The 15,342-nt window shown below is 71.5% G+C and carries 11 protein-coding genes; 3 read left to right on the forward strand and 8 right to left on the reverse strand.

The window, feature by feature from the left end:
* Positions 1–8 precede the first annotated feature (8 nt).
* The 4 genes from ACIGDI_RS21080 to ACIGDI_RS21095 form a co-directional block, all read right to left on the reverse strand.
* Positions 9–1,601 (reverse strand): cation acetate symporter, encoded by a 1,593-nt coding sequence (locus tag ACIGDI_RS21080; RefSeq protein ID WP_399898610.1) that lies wholly within the window; start codon positions 1,599–1,601, stop codon positions 9–11.
* Positions 1,595–2,032, reverse strand: a complete 438-nt coding sequence (locus ACIGDI_RS21085) for a DUF485 domain-containing protein (RefSeq protein WP_399898612.1) — start codon at positions 2,030–2,032, stop codon at positions 1,595–1,597. The genes ACIGDI_RS21080 and ACIGDI_RS21085 overlap by 7 nt, the downstream gene beginning before the upstream one ends.
* 418 nt (positions 2,033–2,450) lie before the next feature.
* Positions 2,451–2,903, reverse strand: a complete 453-nt coding sequence (locus tag ACIGDI_RS21090; RefSeq protein ID WP_399898615.1) for a flavodoxin family protein — start codon at positions 2,901–2,903, stop codon at positions 2,451–2,453.
* 68 nt (positions 2,904–2,971) lie between these two features.
* Positions 2,972–5,140 carry a DUF1996 domain-containing protein gene (locus tag ACIGDI_RS21095; protein WP_399898618.1) on the reverse strand — a complete coding sequence of 723 codons (2,169 nt, stop codon included), beginning with the start codon at positions 5,138–5,140 and terminating at the stop codon, positions 2,972–2,974.
* A gap of 205 nt (positions 5,141–5,345) precedes the next feature.
* Here ACIGDI_RS21095 and ACIGDI_RS21100 point away from each other — a divergent pair, with 205 nt between their 5' ends.
* Positions 5,346–5,879: a DoxX family membrane protein gene (locus ACIGDI_RS21100; protein ID WP_399898621.1), complete on the forward strand. Its 534-nt coding sequence runs from the start codon at positions 5,346–5,348 to the stop codon at positions 5,877–5,879.
* Positions 5,880–5,894: 15 nt separating this feature from the next.
* Here ACIGDI_RS21100 and ACIGDI_RS21105 read toward each other — a convergent pair whose 3' ends face one another.
* The 3 genes from ACIGDI_RS21105 to ACIGDI_RS21115 all read right to left on the reverse strand — a co-directional run bounded on the left by ACIGDI_RS21105 (position 5,895) and on the right by ACIGDI_RS21115 (position 10,306).
* A complete protein-coding gene (locus tag ACIGDI_RS21105; RefSeq protein ID WP_399898624.1) occupies positions 5,895–6,323 on the reverse strand; it encodes a LamG domain-containing protein in 429 nt (142 codons plus the stop codon).
* Positions 6,324–6,359: 36 nt separating this feature from the next.
* Positions 6,360–9,362, reverse strand: a complete 3,003-nt coding sequence (locus tag ACIGDI_RS21110) for a glycosyl hydrolase (RefSeq protein WP_399898627.1) — start codon at positions 9,360–9,362, stop codon at positions 6,360–6,362.
* Between the two features lie 152 nt (positions 9,363–9,514).
* Positions 9,515–10,306: a maleylpyruvate isomerase family mycothiol-dependent enzyme gene (locus tag ACIGDI_RS21115; protein WP_399898630.1), complete on the reverse strand. Its 792-nt coding sequence runs from the start codon at positions 10,304–10,306 to the stop codon at positions 9,515–9,517.
* Positions 10,307–10,515: 209 nt separating this feature from the next.
* On the opposite strand from ACIGDI_RS21115, the gene ACIGDI_RS21120 reads away from it, so the two are divergent.
* Positions 10,516–12,933: a GH92 family glycosyl hydrolase gene (locus ACIGDI_RS21120; RefSeq protein WP_399898633.1), complete on the forward strand. Its 2,418-nt coding sequence runs from the start codon at positions 10,516–10,518 to the stop codon at positions 12,931–12,933.
* Between the two features lie 69 nt (positions 12,934–13,002).
* On the opposite strand, the gene ACIGDI_RS21125 is transcribed toward ACIGDI_RS21120, so the two are convergent.
* Positions 13,003–13,560, reverse strand: a complete 558-nt coding sequence (locus ACIGDI_RS21125) for an AAA family ATPase (protein WP_399898636.1) — start codon at positions 13,558–13,560, stop codon at positions 13,003–13,005.
* 102 nt (positions 13,561–13,662) lie between these two features.
* Here ACIGDI_RS21125 and ACIGDI_RS21130 point away from each other — a divergent pair, with 102 nt between their 5' ends.
* A complete protein-coding gene (locus tag ACIGDI_RS21130; protein WP_399898638.1) occupies positions 13,663–15,339 on the forward strand; it encodes a dolichyl-phosphate-mannose--protein mannosyltransferase in 1,677 nt (558 codons plus the stop codon).
* The last annotated feature ends 3 nt before the right edge of the window (positions 15,340–15,342 follow it).

A 15,342-nucleotide genomic window follows, 5' to 3' on the forward strand; every position in this document is an offset into this window, starting at 1 on the left:
CGGGCCCGCTACTCCGCGCCGACCAGCGCCTTCACCTGGAACTCGTCGTAGGCGTCGGGCTCTTCGTGGCGCGCCGTGACCGTACCGAGCCAGCCGAGCAGGAAGCCGGCCGGGATCGAGACGATGCCCGGGTTCTGCAGCGGGAACCAGGCGAAGTCGGCGTCCGGGTAGAAGGAGGCCGGGGTCGAGGAGACGACCGGGGAGAAGACGACGAGGAGCACCGAGCACAGCAGGCCGCCGCAGAGGCTGAGCAGGGCGCCGGTCGCGTTGAAGCGCCGCCAGAACAGGGTGTAGACGAGGGTGGGCAGGATGGCGGACGCGGCGATGGCGAAGGCGAGGAAGGCCAGCGTCGCCGTATTGGCGCCCCAGGACACCAGCGCCAGCAGCATGCCGAGGACGCCGATGACGACGGCGGCGAGGCGGGCCACGACGAGTTCCTCGGTCTGCTCCGCCCTGCCCTTGCGGATGACCTCGCCCCAGAGGTCGTGGGCGAGGGACGAGGCCGCCGCGAGGGTGAGCCCGGAGGCGACGGCGAGGAGGGTGACGAACGCCAGGCAGGACAGCAGGGCCGTCAGGACTCCGCCGCCGAGCTCGTGCGCCAGGAGCAGCACGGCCGAGTCGCCCTTGCGGTCCGTCTGCTCGATGGTCGCGCGGCCCACGACGGCCGTGGCGCCCAGGCCGAGGATGCCGGCCGCGAGGCAGACGAAGCCCACCAGGCCCATCGCCCAGACCACCGAGGAGCGCAGGACGCGGGTGGTGCGCGGGGCGAGCAGCCGCATCATGACGTGCGGGAGGGCGGCCAGGCCGAAGACGATGGCGAGCTGCAGGCTGAAGAAGTCCAGCTTGCTGGCGGTGCTGGCGCCGTAGCGCAGGCCCGGTTCCAGGTAGCGGGTGCCGAGGCCGCTGTTGTCGGCGGCCGAGCCGAGCAGGGCGTCGAGGTTCCAGTGGAAGTGGTGCAGCACCATCACCGCGGTCACCGCGATCCCGGAGATGAGCATGACCGCCTTCACGATCTGGATGAACGTCGCTCCCGGCATGCCTCCGATCGCCGCGTACACGATCACGACGGTGCCGATCACCACCACGCACAGGGTGCGCGTGGTCGCGCTGGGTTCGCCGGTGAACTGGGTCAACAGGGCGACACTGCCGACCAGTTGGGCCACGAGGTAGAGGGTGGTGACGGCCAGGGTGCACAGGGACAGGGCCAGGCGGACCGACCGCTGCCCCTGCGACAGACGCAGCGCCAGGGTGTCGCCGAGGGTGAACCTGCCCGCGTTGTGCAGCGGTTCGGCGATCAGCAGCAGGACCGTCATCCAGGCGACCGCGGTACCGCACAGGTAGAGGAGGCCGTCGTAGCCGGTCAGGGCGACCAGGCCGGTGCTGCCCAGCAGGGTGGCGGCGGAGATGTAGTCGCCGCACATCGCCAGTCCGTTGCGCAGCGGGGTCATCTCGCGGTTGCCGAGGTAGAACTCGCTGATCTCGTCGCGCTGCGGGGCGAGCAGCAGCGCCGTGAACAGGGTGACCACGACCACGGACAGGAAGAGCAGGAACGTCAGTTGGAGACTGAACCGGTCCACGACGCCGGCGGCGGTCGTCACCATGTGCGGTACTCCCCGGTGCGCTGGCGGGGCACCGACGGGTGCTGCGCAGTCCGGCCCGGGCCCTCGGCGGTCGGCCGGTGGAGCTGGGTGCGGAAGCCGCGGGCGACCGGGTCGACGCGCGTGCGCATGTGGACGACGTAGCGCCGGGCGATGACGGCCATCAGGACGAACTGCCCCAGACCGAGGGCGAGTCCCAGTGTCAGACGGCCGCTGAGGGAGCTGTTCAAGAGGCCCGGCGTGAAACTCGACAGCAGCACATACAGCAGGAAGCCGCCCACGCCGATCACCGTCATTGCCACGCCGGATCGGCGCTGCGTGCGCTTCAGGGCTTGAAACTCTGGATTGTCGGATATCGCCCGCCGTTGCAGTTCATCGGCAGTGGCGGTGGAAATGCGCGGGGGCGGTTCGAATCCTTCATGGTTCCTTGACACCAGAGCACCTTCTTCGCTGCTTCGGGCCGCGCATGCAATTCCGTCGAAAGATCGAAAGCCCAGCTCACAGAGGTAGAGAGGGAGACGGAAGAGGCATGCTGGAATCGCTTCCCGTGCGGACATTGTGGGGGATCGGTGAATCCGGAACTGCCGCTTTCCGGATGCACGGGCGGGAGATCAGAGAGATCCCGGCCGGAAGCCGGAGTATGGCAGCGCCACGTTTGAAGAATCAACCGCACGGTGGGGTGGTTTTCCGCGGGTGGCTCATTCGCACACTCCGCGCGGCGCAGTTGCACTCGCTCGGCCAGCGGAAAGTTGGACGGGCATTAATAGTCCATACCATTTCCGCGGAGAGGCTGTCTCAAATGCTGCGCCCGACTGCGGAGCTCGGTCCGGGTCCGGCCGTCGAGGCCCCGGGTCAGCCCATCAGTCCGGCCGCGAGTGTCGCCCCCAGTTCCCAGCAGGCCTCGATGTCGGCCTTGCCGGGCTCGCCGGTCACGGTCACGGGGCTCGCGGCACGACGCCAGCCGAGCCCGGTGGTGATGGTGTCGATGGCACGGACGGCGCCGGTTACGTCGCTGCCGCCGTGCACGTAGTAGCCGTAGGGCCTGCCCTGCGTGGCGTCCAGGCACGGGTAGTAGATCTGGTCGAAGAAGTGCTTGAGGGCCCCGGACATGTACCCGATGTTGGCCGGGGTCCCCAGCAGACACGCGTCGGCGGCCAGCACGTCCGCGGCGGAGGCGGACAGTGCCGGCCGCCGTACCACGTCGACGCCCTCGATCTCCGGCGCGGTGGCACCGGAGACGACGGCCTCCAGCATGGCCTGGCAGTTCGGCGAGGGCGTGTGATGCACGATCAGCAGGGTGGGCACAACCCGCACCCTGCCCTTTCGTGCCTCGACCGCGCAAGCGCGGGCGTGTCACCCGCGCGAACGCGTCCTCAGCGTTGCCGCAGGAAGGTGCGCTTCGAGCGGGCCAGTACGATCAGGCCCGCGACCAGCAGGACGGTGCCGGCCGCGGCGGGCCACAGGCTCGTACCGGTCTCGGCCAGATTCCCCTGGACGGCCTGGGGTTCGGCCTGTCCCGCGGCCGCCGCGTCGTTCCCGCCCGAGGCCTGGGACTGCGCGGAACCGCCGGCGGAGCCGCCGCCGTTGTCCGCCGGGGCGCTGTTCGCCGGCGCGGCCGAGGCGCTCTTGGACGAGGACTTCCCGTAGACCTTGGGCACGGACGTGCTGGACACGCTCGGCTGGTCATCGCCGGCCGGCTGTTCGGTCTGCGGCGCGGCGGTCGTGGGCTGCGACGCCCCGTCACCGGAACCGCCCTGGTCGCCGTTGCCCGACCCGCCGTCGTTCCCCTTGCCGTCGTTCCCCTTGCCGTCGTTCCCCTTGCCGGGGTCCTGCGTGGGCTGCGCGGTGGGCTCCTGCGAGGGCTGGGCGGTCGGCTCCTGCGAGGGGGTCTCGGACGGCTGGTCCGTCGGCTGCGCGGACGGCGACTGGGTCGCTCCCCCACCGGAGCCACCCGCGTTGCCGTTCCCGGAGTCGCCCCCGTTGCCGTTGCCGGAGTCACCCGAACCACCCGAGCCGCCCGGGTCCTCGCCGGTGCCGGTGCCGCAGTTCCGGCCGTCATTGATGCAGGAGACCATCTCCTTCATCAGGCTCTCGTCGAAGACGTTGATGAAGTCGCCGTGGTCGGTGATCGGCTTGTGCAGGTTCTCGGGGAAGGAGTCCACCGCGAACAGCGGAGTCGTCCGGCCGCCGTCCTGCAGGCTCGGCGCCTTGACGTCGTAGACGATGCGCTGGACGAGCTGCGGAATGGCCTCGAAACCGTTGGGGCAGGCGCCCGAGGCGTCCGCGAAGGCCACATGGGTGCGGTGGTTGGCGCTGTCGATGTTGCGGCCGTCCCAGCAGCTCTGGAAGCGGAAGGTGCGCACCACGTCGCTGCCCTGCGGGCACAGCGGGTACTTGTCCTTCAGCTGCCGGTCCTCGAAGCCGGTGCAGCTCCAGGCGGCGTTGGCGTTGGCCGGGCCGTTGACGAAGGCCTTCGCGTCACCGGTGATGATGCGCAGCAGGCGGGGCATCTCCGCGACCTTGCTGCGCGGGCTGCCGATGAAGGTCATGGTGACCTGCTTGGGCGTGACGATCTGGCCGGCGTTGCCCTCGGTGCCGCCGCCCGGCTTGTCCGCGTCCTGCTCCTGGGTGCCGTTCTGCAGGCGCAGCACGGGCCAGTAGTACGTGGACTTGTCGCCCTTGTTCTCGCAGCTGGTGTCGGCGTTGGCCAGGTCGTTGTCGCTGGCGAAGGCGGTGTTGGACTGGTTGCCGATGTAGTCGTGGAAGTGGTGGGCGCCGTTGCTGACGCCGGGGGCGACGATCACGTTGTCCGAGTTGCGCAGGCCGTTGGCGTTGACCCCGCAGCTGGTGGTGAAGGTGCCCTTGGAGGTGAAGGAACTAAGGTCAGGGGCAGGTGAGTTGGGCTGGACGGTGTTGATGTCCTGGTAGTCGGCGGCGACCGGCCCGTTGCCGGCCTGGCCGCCGTTGCCGTTCTGCTGTCCTCCCTGCGGCTGCCCGCTCGGGGAACTTCCGTTGTTCTGGCCGCCGTTCTGGCCGTTGTTCTGGGAGTCGCCCGCGTTCTGGCCGCCGTTCTGGCCGTTCCAGGTGCGCATCGAGCAGTCGGCCATGGAGTCGAGGCCGTCGGACTTCCCGCCCGCCTGGTCCATGGCGGCGCCGATGCTGTCGAGGGTCTGGCCCCGCTTCTCCTCCAGCGGCTTCATGACCTTGTCGTCGGTGTAGCCGCTGTCCTGGCGCTGCTGCGGCGTCGCCGCCTGCAGTTGCTGGTAGGCCTGCGCTATCTGCTGGTCCAGTGCGGCCAGATCCTTGTCGACGTCCGGCCTGGCCTTGTCCGGGACCTCGGTCAGCTTGCTGCCCACGTCGGGGCAGTCGATCGTGCCGCCCGTGGCACTGAACGTCGTCCCCTGCTGAGCCCCCGAGCCGTCCTCCGTGGCCGAGGCGTAGACGTTGGCCGCGATCAGTCCGCCGCCGCCCAGCATCAGGGCCAGTGCCGCGAATGTGGCCCGGCGTGGGCCTGTCGGGCGTCTGCGCGAGTTGCGTCCCACGAGTGTTCTCCTACTGCTTCGGCGGTCGGCATGGAAATCCCTCGCCCCATACGGACGGCGGCGCCCGAGTGTTCAATCGCCTCACGGATTCATAGAAACCTCTCAGAAGATGTTCGATCCCGCTGGTGATACGAGGTGTCGATTGCGGCCGCCCGGACCGGGAACCCGAGTGGTGCCGTCCGCATCGACACGTCTGGAGAGCGCCATGAGTCTCTTGCGCATGACCGGCCGTCCCCTGCTCGCCTCGATGTTCGTGGCAGGCGGCCTGAACAGTCTGCGGGCCCCCGAGGAAGTCGCCCCGGCCGCCGAGCCGGTGGTGCAGCCGGTGACGGAACGTGTCTCGGCACTGCCGGACCGCACCGACCAGGTCGTACGGCTGAGCGGCGCCGTACAGGTGGTGGGAGGCGTCCTGCTGGGGCTCGGCCGGCTGCCCCGGCTGTCCTCGCTGGCGCTCGCCGCCACGCTGGTGCCGACGACGCTGGCGGGCCATCGCTTCTGGGAGGCCGAGGATCCCGCGGACCGCGCCCAGCAGCGCATCCACTTCCTGAAGAACCTGTCCATGCTGGGCGGTCTGCTGATCGCGGCCGACGACACCGCCGGCGCCCCGTCGCTGCTGTGGCGCGGACGGCACGCCGCCCGGGGCGTGCGCCGGGAGGCGCACCTGGTGCGGCGTACCGCCCGCGCCACCGCCCGTCCGGCGGCGGTGGCCGGCGGTCTGCGGGCCAAGCTGCCCCGCTGACGGGACGGGAGCCGGTCAGGCCTGCGCGAGTTCCGCGACCTCGGCCGCGGTCAGCGTCCTGCCGTACACACGGAAGTCGTCGACCGCGGCCTTGAGGCACGGGTCGTCGTACTGGGACCTGCCGATGTACGCGGCACGGATGTGGTTGCCGAAGTACCGCGGCTCCACGGTGATGCGCGCGTTCCGGCCGACCTCCCGGCCTTCGAGGTAAAGAACGGCCGTGCCACTGCCGTAGGCGACCGCGACATGCACCGAGCGGTCGGTGGGCAACGGGTCGGCGTCGATGCGCTGTTCGGCTCCGCCGCCGCCCGCGGTGATCGCGTACCGCAGGGTTCCGGAGTCGCTGCGCGGGGTGAGGAACATGTTCGCGGTGATGCCGGTGCCGAAGGCGAAGACCCGTGTCCAGTAGGCCGGTTGGCCGTCCAGTCGCACCCAGGTCGCCACCGAGCGCCCCGGCCGGCAGGCGAGGGCCACACGCCGTCAGGCCACGACCTTCTGGACGTAGGGCACCAGTCGCACGGGGCCGACCAGGCCGTGGTCCTGACGGGCCGTCGTGCCGAAGACCGCCGGCTGCGCGACCCTCAGGCGGTTGATCAGCGGGGTCGCGACTTCGACCTCGATGATGTTGTCGCCGCCCCGGAGGTGGCGGCCGACGTCGACGACGGGGTGCAGCCGGTCGACCGGGGGCACGCGCGTGCCGTTCACGGTCACCCGGCAGGTGTCGCTGACCTGGCCGAGTTCGAGTACGGCGCCGTAGGACGGGGTCCAGTGCTCCGGCAGGGTGATCGTGGTGCGGTAGGTGCCGATGCCGGCGGAGTCGGCCAGTCCGGGGATCCGCGACCAGGGGGCGAGGGCGTCCAGGGTCACCGTGTGCCGGACGTGTTCGGTGCGCGTCGGGGTGGAGCCGGGGGTCCAGTCGTCCACGTCGAGCTGCCACCGACTCGGGACGATCGGGTCGGGAACGGCCGGGAACGTGGTGGTGACGGTGCGGCCCTGGGACAGGCGCGTGGTGTAGGTGCCGGCGGTGCCGGCCCGCACGGTCAGGCCGCGTTCGGTGAACAGCACGGTGTCGGCGTCGGAGGCGAGGGCGTGCGGGCGGTCGCCGTCGCGGTCGCCGAACAGCCCGGGCCGCCCGAGGGCCACGATCATCGTCTCGCCCGGCTGGAGCGTGACCCGCACGGTGACGTCGTCGCCGTCCTCGGTGTAGCGGGCCAGTCGCACGGCCTCGCCCGTCCACGCGTCGAGGAGGTACGGCACCGACTTCCTCCCCCGGGTGCGGCGCAGGGTCACGTCGTGGTCGATCGCGGCCACCGGCGGCTTGACGGTCTCGGCGTGCTTGCCGTTGCAGAGGTAGTAGAAGTCCGCCTCCGCGGTGGCCCGGTGGGCGTTGAGGAGGGTGGAGGCGGTGGCGTACCGGACGTCGGGGCCGACGCCGAGCCCCGTGAGGGCGTCGCCGACCGCGGTCTTGTCGGTGATCCGGGTGACGTGCGGCAGTGCCAGCAACTCGTTTATGACACCTTGCAGTTGGGCGGTCTCGTCGTCCGCGGGCACGCCGGGGGTGAGGGCCTGGTCGAAGGCGCCGAGCAGGACCATGGGCAGTCCCTGCCGGGCGAGCCCGAGCAGCTTGCGGGCGTCGGCGAGTGCCAGCGTGGGCGCGGAGCCGTAGAAGAAGTCGCCCTCGACGAACAGCGCCTTGTAGGCAGGGCCGTCCGGGGCGAGGCGGCCGTCGGACACGGTGGCCCCGGGCAGGTCCAGCAGGGGGCCGCTGAGGAACTGGTGGGTCCAGCCGAGGGGGATGCCGGTCGAGGTGAACCAGGAGGCGCCGATGCCGGTGGCGGTGTAGCCGGTCTGCCGGAAGACAGCGACGTCCGCCCTGGCCCTGCCGGACTGGAGTACCTGGTGCACGCGGCCGAGGTAGCCGGAGATGTCCTCGATGTGGTTCCAGGTGGGCTGGCGGGGCCCCCACGACTCACCGTATCCGGGTGCGCCGTTGTAGGGGCTGAAGGCCGCGAAGCCCGGCCAGCTCACCTGCGGGGCGGTGGCGTAGGAGAAGCCGTGGACGACGGTCTGGTTGACGCCGGCCGCGTACGCGCCGCCCATGGTGCGCAGGAAGCGGTCCCAGGTCGTGCTGTAGGCGGAGCCGTTGTAGGCGCCCGCCTCGCAGGACAGCACCGTCCGTCCGGCCATGTCACGGCCGCCGGCCAGGCAGCGGAAGTCGTCCAGGTTCTTGAAGCCCAGGGACTCCCCCTCGGGGATGTCGAGGAGCGCCGCCGACGCGATGGCGTCGGTCTGCAGGCCGTAGGGCTGGGCGCGCAGGGTCATGTCCAGCGAGTGCGCCCAGTCCGCCAGTGCGCCGATGTGGTGGCGGTTGAAGAGGCCGGAGACGGTCTCCCAGAAGTCGTGTCTGATCTGCCGGGTGAGCTGGGCCTCGAAGGCGAAGACCTGGTTGCCCTTGTCCAGGACGAGCGCCGGGAGATACGGCAGCAGCTCCCGGCCGGTGTGTTCCCGGAAGGCGTCGGGCAGGCGCGTGGTCCAGGTCAGCCCGTCGGTCTCCAGTTCCACGGAGTCCTCGAAGAAGGAGCCACCGGCGACCTTCAGGAGCAGCCGCAGGTCACGCGTCAGCATGTCGTCCCAGTGGCCGGTGACCGCGGCGGTGCCGGCCGGGCTGAAGTGGTCGACCACGTAGGCGGCGGGGGCGGTGTGCGGGCCGGACTCGGGCTGCTGGCCCGAGCCGCGCTGCCAGTAGGAGATCAGGACCCAGTCGCCGTCGGCGGGCGCGGTCCAGGTCAGGACGTCGTCGGCGACGGCCGCGGTGAGGTCGCGGACCGTCGACAGGTCGAGGCCGGTCTCCTTGCGGGTGGAGTTCGCCGGTGCGACGCGGGCGGCCTGGACGGCGAGCAGCCGCCGGCGCGTGACGCCGGAGGCGGGGGTGTGCGCGGGCGGCGGGACCGGGCCCCGGTAGGTGGCTCCGCCGGCCAACGGCGCCCGCCCGTAGGCGAGTTCCTGGGCGGCGGCCTCGTCGTCGGGGCCGACACCGGGGACGGCCACGGGCCAGCTCGGGCCCAGGGTGAGGTCGACGGTGAGGCCGCGTCTCGCCGCCCGGCGCAGCGCCGCCTCCACGCCGTCGAGCCACGGTCCGCTGCCCCACCCGTGGTGGTCGGTGTCGAGCACCGACTTGTCCTTGATGCTGTGGTGCACACCGGCGATCTCCACGCCGCCGAATCCGGCGTCGGCGATCTGGTCGATCTCGCGGGCGATCTCGTCCGGGTCGACGAGGCCGTCCGGCCACCACCACCGGAACCGGGGGCGCACGGACCGCGCGGGCCGCGCGAACCAGTCGGCGGCCGGGCCCTGTTCGGCACCGGCGGCCGGTGCGGCCGCGGCGGGCGACACGGTGCCGAGGGCGGCCACGGCCCCCACGGCCAGTCCGGTGGCGAGGACCGTGCGGCGTGACATCCCGCCGCGCGAGACGAGTTCGTGCATGGGTGTGCCCCTGGAGTCGGTGGATTGAATCGTTTCAAACCGATGTAAGCGCCGGAACGTTAGGTCGCTCGCTCGTCCAAGGTCAAGAGGTCGGTGGCAAGTGATCCGGGGCGGCGGGACCGCACACGTGCCGCGAGACCTCGGTTGCGGGGCTACGCCTCCAGCCAGAACCCCGTGCGCCTGAGCCAGAGTTCGAGCAGCGCCGCGTCACCCCGCGTCTCGACGGCCGGCGCGGGGCGGCGGTAGAGGAACAGCAGCAGCTCCGTCACGGGTCCGCGCACGACCACGGCGGCCGGCCTGGGGCTTCCGGCACTCCATACGGGCCGTTCGCCGGCGAGGTCGACGAACCACTGCCCGGCGCCGGGCGCGTCGAGGCCGAGCGTGCGGCCGGCCCCGAGCAGACCTGGTGTGCCGGGCGCCGGCTCGTAGGCCTCGGTGACCGTCGAGAACTCCAGCCACTCCTCCAGCGCGTCGACCGCCAACTCGTCTTCGAGGGCGAACCCGGCGCCGACCGCGAACGCCGCGTCGGCCCGGTGGACGACCGTCTCATGGGTCATCCGCCTGGCCCAGAACCCGCTGGACTGCGGTACGACACTGCCGTCGGCCGGGGTCCAGACCCGCACGTCCGGCCCGGCACCGCGCAAGGCGGCGGCGAGCCCGGCAGCGCCCTCACCCAGCCAGCCGTCGAGTGCGGAGCCGTCCAACGCGGCATAGGCCTGAGGGTCGTTGACGCCATCATCGGAGACGGGTTCGGTGGCCCTCGTCCGGACGATCTCCTCCGCCCAGCGATGATCTCCGCCCACGTGCCGCAGCAGCCGGCCGAGATCCCAGCCGGGGCAGGTCGGCACGGCGGTGCCGGTGTCCGCCCCGCCGACCTGATCTCTGAGCAGGTCGGTCTGAGCGACGATCTGGTGACAGTGGTCCTCGAAGGTCAGCGAAGTCACCGGAACATCATGGGGCATCGGGTCCGGCGGCGACCGGCCCGCGGGCGGGCGGTGTCGGGCACCAGGGATGCTCCCCCGCCGCACCGTTCACCCCGCCTTCACCCCGACGCCCCGACCGACTCTCCCCTTTCACCTGACGGCCTCCTAGCCTTGCGCGCGGCCCGGAAGCGGTTCGGGTCCTTGTCACGTCATCGAGAGGCGACTCACGCATGCGCCTGCAACGACCGCGCGCGGCACGACGATTCGGCGCGAGATCCGCGGCCGTCCTGATCACCACCGTCCTCGCCGTGGGCGTTCCGTTCCCGTCGGTGGGTGCGGACGGCCCCGACGAGCGCCCGTCCTCGCTCGTCGATCCTCTGATCGGTTCCGCGAACGGCGGCAACACCTATCCCGGCGCCACCCTGCCGTACGGGATGATCGCCTGGTCGCCGACCAGCACGACCGGGGACCAGACGAGCACGGGAGCGGCCAACGGCTACCAGTACGGCGTCACCCGCATCCGCGGCCTGAGCCTGACCCACGTCAACGGCGCCGGCTGCAACCCGGGCGCCGCGGGTGACGTACCGATCATGCCGTTCGTCGGCGACGTGACCTCGTCGCCGTCCGCGGACACCAAGGACGCCGTGTACGCGGCCGACTTCACGCACGCCGATGAGAAGGCGACACCCGGCCGCTACACCCTGGGCCTGGCGTCCGGCGCCTCGGCGGACCTCGCGGTCGGCGAGCGCGCGGGCGTCGCGGACTTCACCTTTCCCGCCGACCGTCCGGCCAACCTGCTCTTCCGGGTGTCCAACTCCCTCAACGGGAGCGAGGACGCGCACGTCGACATCGACGCCGCGCACCGCAGGGTGACCGGATGGGTGCTCACCGGCGCCTTCTGCGGCCGCCGCGCCAACGGCGGCGTCAACAACCGCAAGAGCTACTACAAGTTGTACTTCAGCGCGTCCTTCGACCGCGCCTTCTCCTCCGCCGGCACCTGGAAGGACGCCACCCTCTCCCCTGGTTCGACGTCCGCCTCCGGTGGGGAGGGGTACGCGACGGGCGCGGATCGGGCGGGGCGCGGCTCGGGGGGCTGGGTCGGCTTCGACACCCACTCCGACAACGATGTCCACATGCGGATCGGCATCTCCTACGTCAGCCTCGGGGGCGCCGAGGCCAACCTGCGCGAGGAGATACCGGGGCACGCGAGCGTCCGGCAGGTCGCCGACGCGGGGGCGCGGGCCTGGGACCGGGAGTTGGCCGCCGTACGCGTGCGAGGGGGTGACACCGCACGTCGGCAGACCTTCTACACCGCGCTGTACCACGCCCTGATGCAGCCGAACCTGATCAGTGACGCCGACGGCCGCTACTGGGGCATGGACCAGCGGGTGCACCGGCTGGCGCGCGGTCAACGGGCGCAGTACAGCGACTTCTCCGGTTGGGACCAGTACCGGGCGCAGATCCAGCTGCTCGCCCTCCTCAAGCCCACCGTCGCGGGCGACTTCGCCCAGTCCCTGTACAACTTCGCGCGGCAGAACGGCGGGGTGTGGGACCGCTGGGTGCACATCAGCGGCGCCACGCACGTGATGACCGGCGATCCGTCCGCTGCGACCCTGGCCACCTTCTACGCCATGGGGGTGCGCAACTTCGACTACGAGGGCGCCTTCGACTCCCTCGTCCGCCAGGCCACCGTGCCGCATCCCGACGGCCTCTCCGACGCCGGCTGCCCGGGCCAGTGCGTCGGCCAACGCCCCAATCTGGCACAGTACTTGAGCTCGCACTATGCGGCGCAGGACGTGTGCCACTGCTGGGGCGGGGCCGCCGAGACCCTGGAGGACGCCGTCGCCGACTCCGCGCTCGCCCGGTGGACGCGGCTGCTGGGCCGGGACACGAAGGCGAAGGTCTTCACCGAGCGGGCCGGGTACTGGCGCAACGTCTTCGACCCGGCCACGGGCTACGTCCGGGCCCGCAGGCTCGACGGCTCCTGGGTGACCCCGTTCAGCCCCGGGAGCGACCTGGGCTTCGCCCAGGGCACCAGCGCGACCTACACCTGGATGGTGCCGCAGGACGTCCAGGGCCTGGCCGAGGCGATGGGCGGCCGGGAGGCGGCGGCGACCCGGCTGGACGGGTTCTTCCACAACGCCGACGGTTCGTGGTCCGTGCGCGGCGGCGACCCGTTGCGCTACGACCCGACCAACGAGCCCGGCATCCACGCCCCTTGGCTGTACAACGCGCTGGGACAGCCGTGGAAGACCCAGGCGACCGTCCGCCGGATCGTCGACACCGTCTACGGCACGGGCCCCTCGGGCCTGCCCGGCAACGACGACCTGGGCACCATGTCCGCCTGGTACGTCTTCTCCGCCCTCGGCGTCTATCCGCAGACGCCGGGCACCGCCACCCTGCTGCTGGGCGCCCCGCTCTTCCCGGCCGCAGTGGTGGACCGGCCGGGCCGCGCGGACCTCGTGATCACCGCCCCGCGGGCCGACGACACACACGCCTACATCGACGCCGCAAGGCTCGACGGGCGCCCGCTGCAACAGTCGTGGACGGACGCCGGTCTGCTGCGCACCGGTGGCCGGCTCGACTTCCGGCTGACCGAGCAGCCGAACACCGAGTGGGCCACGAACCCCGGGACGCTGCCGAAGTGAGCCGTACGGAGAAGTGAGAGCAAGGGTCGGGCTGCCGTCGTGGACACCGTGGACCACGACGGCCGTCCGTCATGTGCGGCGGGCGGCGGCGAACTCCGCGATCTCGTCGAGTGCGGGGTCGTATCCGCGCGTGGTGTCGACCTCGATGGACGGGACGTCCAGGGAGACCCGGTCGAAGGCGTCGTAGTCGCGGGTATGTTGTGCGGGATCGTCGTAGGCACGCTCGCCGTGCGCCCACCGCAAGGGGTTGTCCCGCAGCCGTCGGCGCCTGCGACGCAGCACCACGCGGGCGTCCGCCCGGCAGTGGACGACGCGGATGTCGGCGAGGCCCAGCAGGGGTCGCAGGCCGGGACGCCAGAGGCGGTCCTGGAACGCCGCCTCCGCGACGGTGGTCACACCGGCCCGCAGCAGCAGTTCGAGGACGCCGAAGAACGTGGTCAGCGTGCGCGTGCTCAGCTCGTCGCCGGGGCGGGGCACGAAGCCGGGCGTCGCGTGGACCATGCCCTCCTTGATCTCGTCCCGGCAGACGGCCGGGCAGCCCACCAGGCGGGCGAGCTCGTGGGCGAGGGTCGTCTTGCCGCTTCCGGGCGGGCCGCTGACGACGATCAGGGCGGGACGGGAGAGCACCCGTCCAGTGAAACAGACGGCGCGCCGGGACGGTTGTGGATCAGTGCGGTCACTGTCCGGGAGATCGTCACGGCTCGTACGCGCGTTCCCTACGATGATCGGATGACCAGTGACACCGGCGTCGACGAAGACGTGCGCGAGGCCGTCGTGCCCGAGGCCACCGCATGGGCCGAGCGGCTGCGGCGGTTCGGCTACCTGGCCCTCCCCCGCCCCGACATCCGCGAGCGTCTGGTGCCGCCCTTCCCCCGGCCCACCCGCCGGACGGGCGCCGCGATGGGCTGGCTCGGGCCGGTCCTCGTGGCCGTCTTCGCCGGGGTGCTCCGCTTCTGGCGGCTGGGGCAGCCCCGGGCCGTCGTCTTCGACGAGACGTTCTACGCCAAGGACTCCTGGTCGATGCTGCGGCTCGGCTACGAGGGGACCTGGCCGGACCGCAAGATCGCCGACCCGCAGCTTCTGGCCCACCCCCAGGTGATCCCGCTCTCCGACACCGCCTCCTTCGTCGCGCACCCGCCGATGGGCAAGTGGGTGATCGCCCTCGGAGAAGGGCTGTTCGGGCTGGGCCCGTTCGGCTGGCGGTTCATGACGGCGGTGCTCGGCACGCTGTCGGTCCTCATGCTGTGCCGCATCGGGCGCCGGCTGTTCCGGTCCACGGCGCTGGGCTGTCTGGCCGGGGCGCTGATGGCCGTCGACGGCCTGCACTTCGTGATGAGCCGCACCGCGCTGCTCGACATCGTCGTCATGTTCTTCGCGCTGGCGGCCTTCGGCTGTCTGCTGATCGACCGCGACCGGTCCCGGGCCCGGCTCGCGGCCGCGCTGCCGCTGCGCGAGGACGGCTCGGCCGGGCCCGACCACGACGCGGGCACGCACACGCGCCTGGGCCTGCGCCCGTGGCGGCTCGCGGCCGGCGTGTTCCTGGGACTGGCGGCCTCCAGCAAGTGGAACGGCCTGTACTTCCTGGTGTTCTTCACCGCTCTGACCGTGCTGTGGGACGTCGGCTCACGCCGGGTCGCCGGCGCGGACCGCCCGTACCGCTCGGTGCTGCACCGGGACCTCGGCTGGTCCGTGCTGTCCCTGATACCGGTCGCCCTGGTGACGTATCTGGCCACCTGGACGGGTTGGTTCCTGTCCGACAAGGGATACGGCCGGCACTGGGCGGACGGCCGCGGCGGCCCCTGGGCGTGGGTCCCGGCCCCGCTGCGCAGTCTGTGGCACTACGAGTACCTCGTCTACCAGTTCAACGTGAACCTGCACTCGCCGCACAAGTACCAGTCGAATCCATGGAGTTGGCTGGTCCTGGGCCGACCCGTGTCCTTCTACTACGAGACCCCGCAGCCGGGGCAACAGGGCTGTCACGGCACCGCCCCCTGCTCCCAGGAGATCCTCGCGCTGGGCACGCCGCTGCTGTGGTGGACGGGCTGCGCCGCGCTGGTCTACCTGCTCTTCCGGTGGGCGTTGCGCCGCGACTGGCGGGCGGGGGCCGTGCTGTGCGCGGTGGCGGCCGGCTATCTGCCCTGGTTCGGCTTCCAGGACCGGACGATCTTCTCCTTCTACGCCGTCTCGTTCGTGCCGTACCTGTGTCTGGCCGTCGCGATGCTGGTGGGCGCCCTGCTGGGACCGCCGCGGGCGAGTGAGGGACGGCGCGTGGTGGGTGCGGTGGCATCGGGGGCGCTGGTGCTGCTCATCGCCTGGAGCTTCATCTACTTCTTCCCCCTGTACGCGGGCCGGGCGATCCCCTACGCCGACTGGCACGCGCGGATGTGGCTGGACACCTGGATCTGACGG

Source organism: Streptomyces sp. NPDC085900, from assembly GCF_044540925.1.
GTDB classification, from domain to species: Bacteria; Actinomycetota; Actinomycetes; order Streptomycetales; family Streptomycetaceae; genus Streptomyces; species Streptomyces gilvifuscus.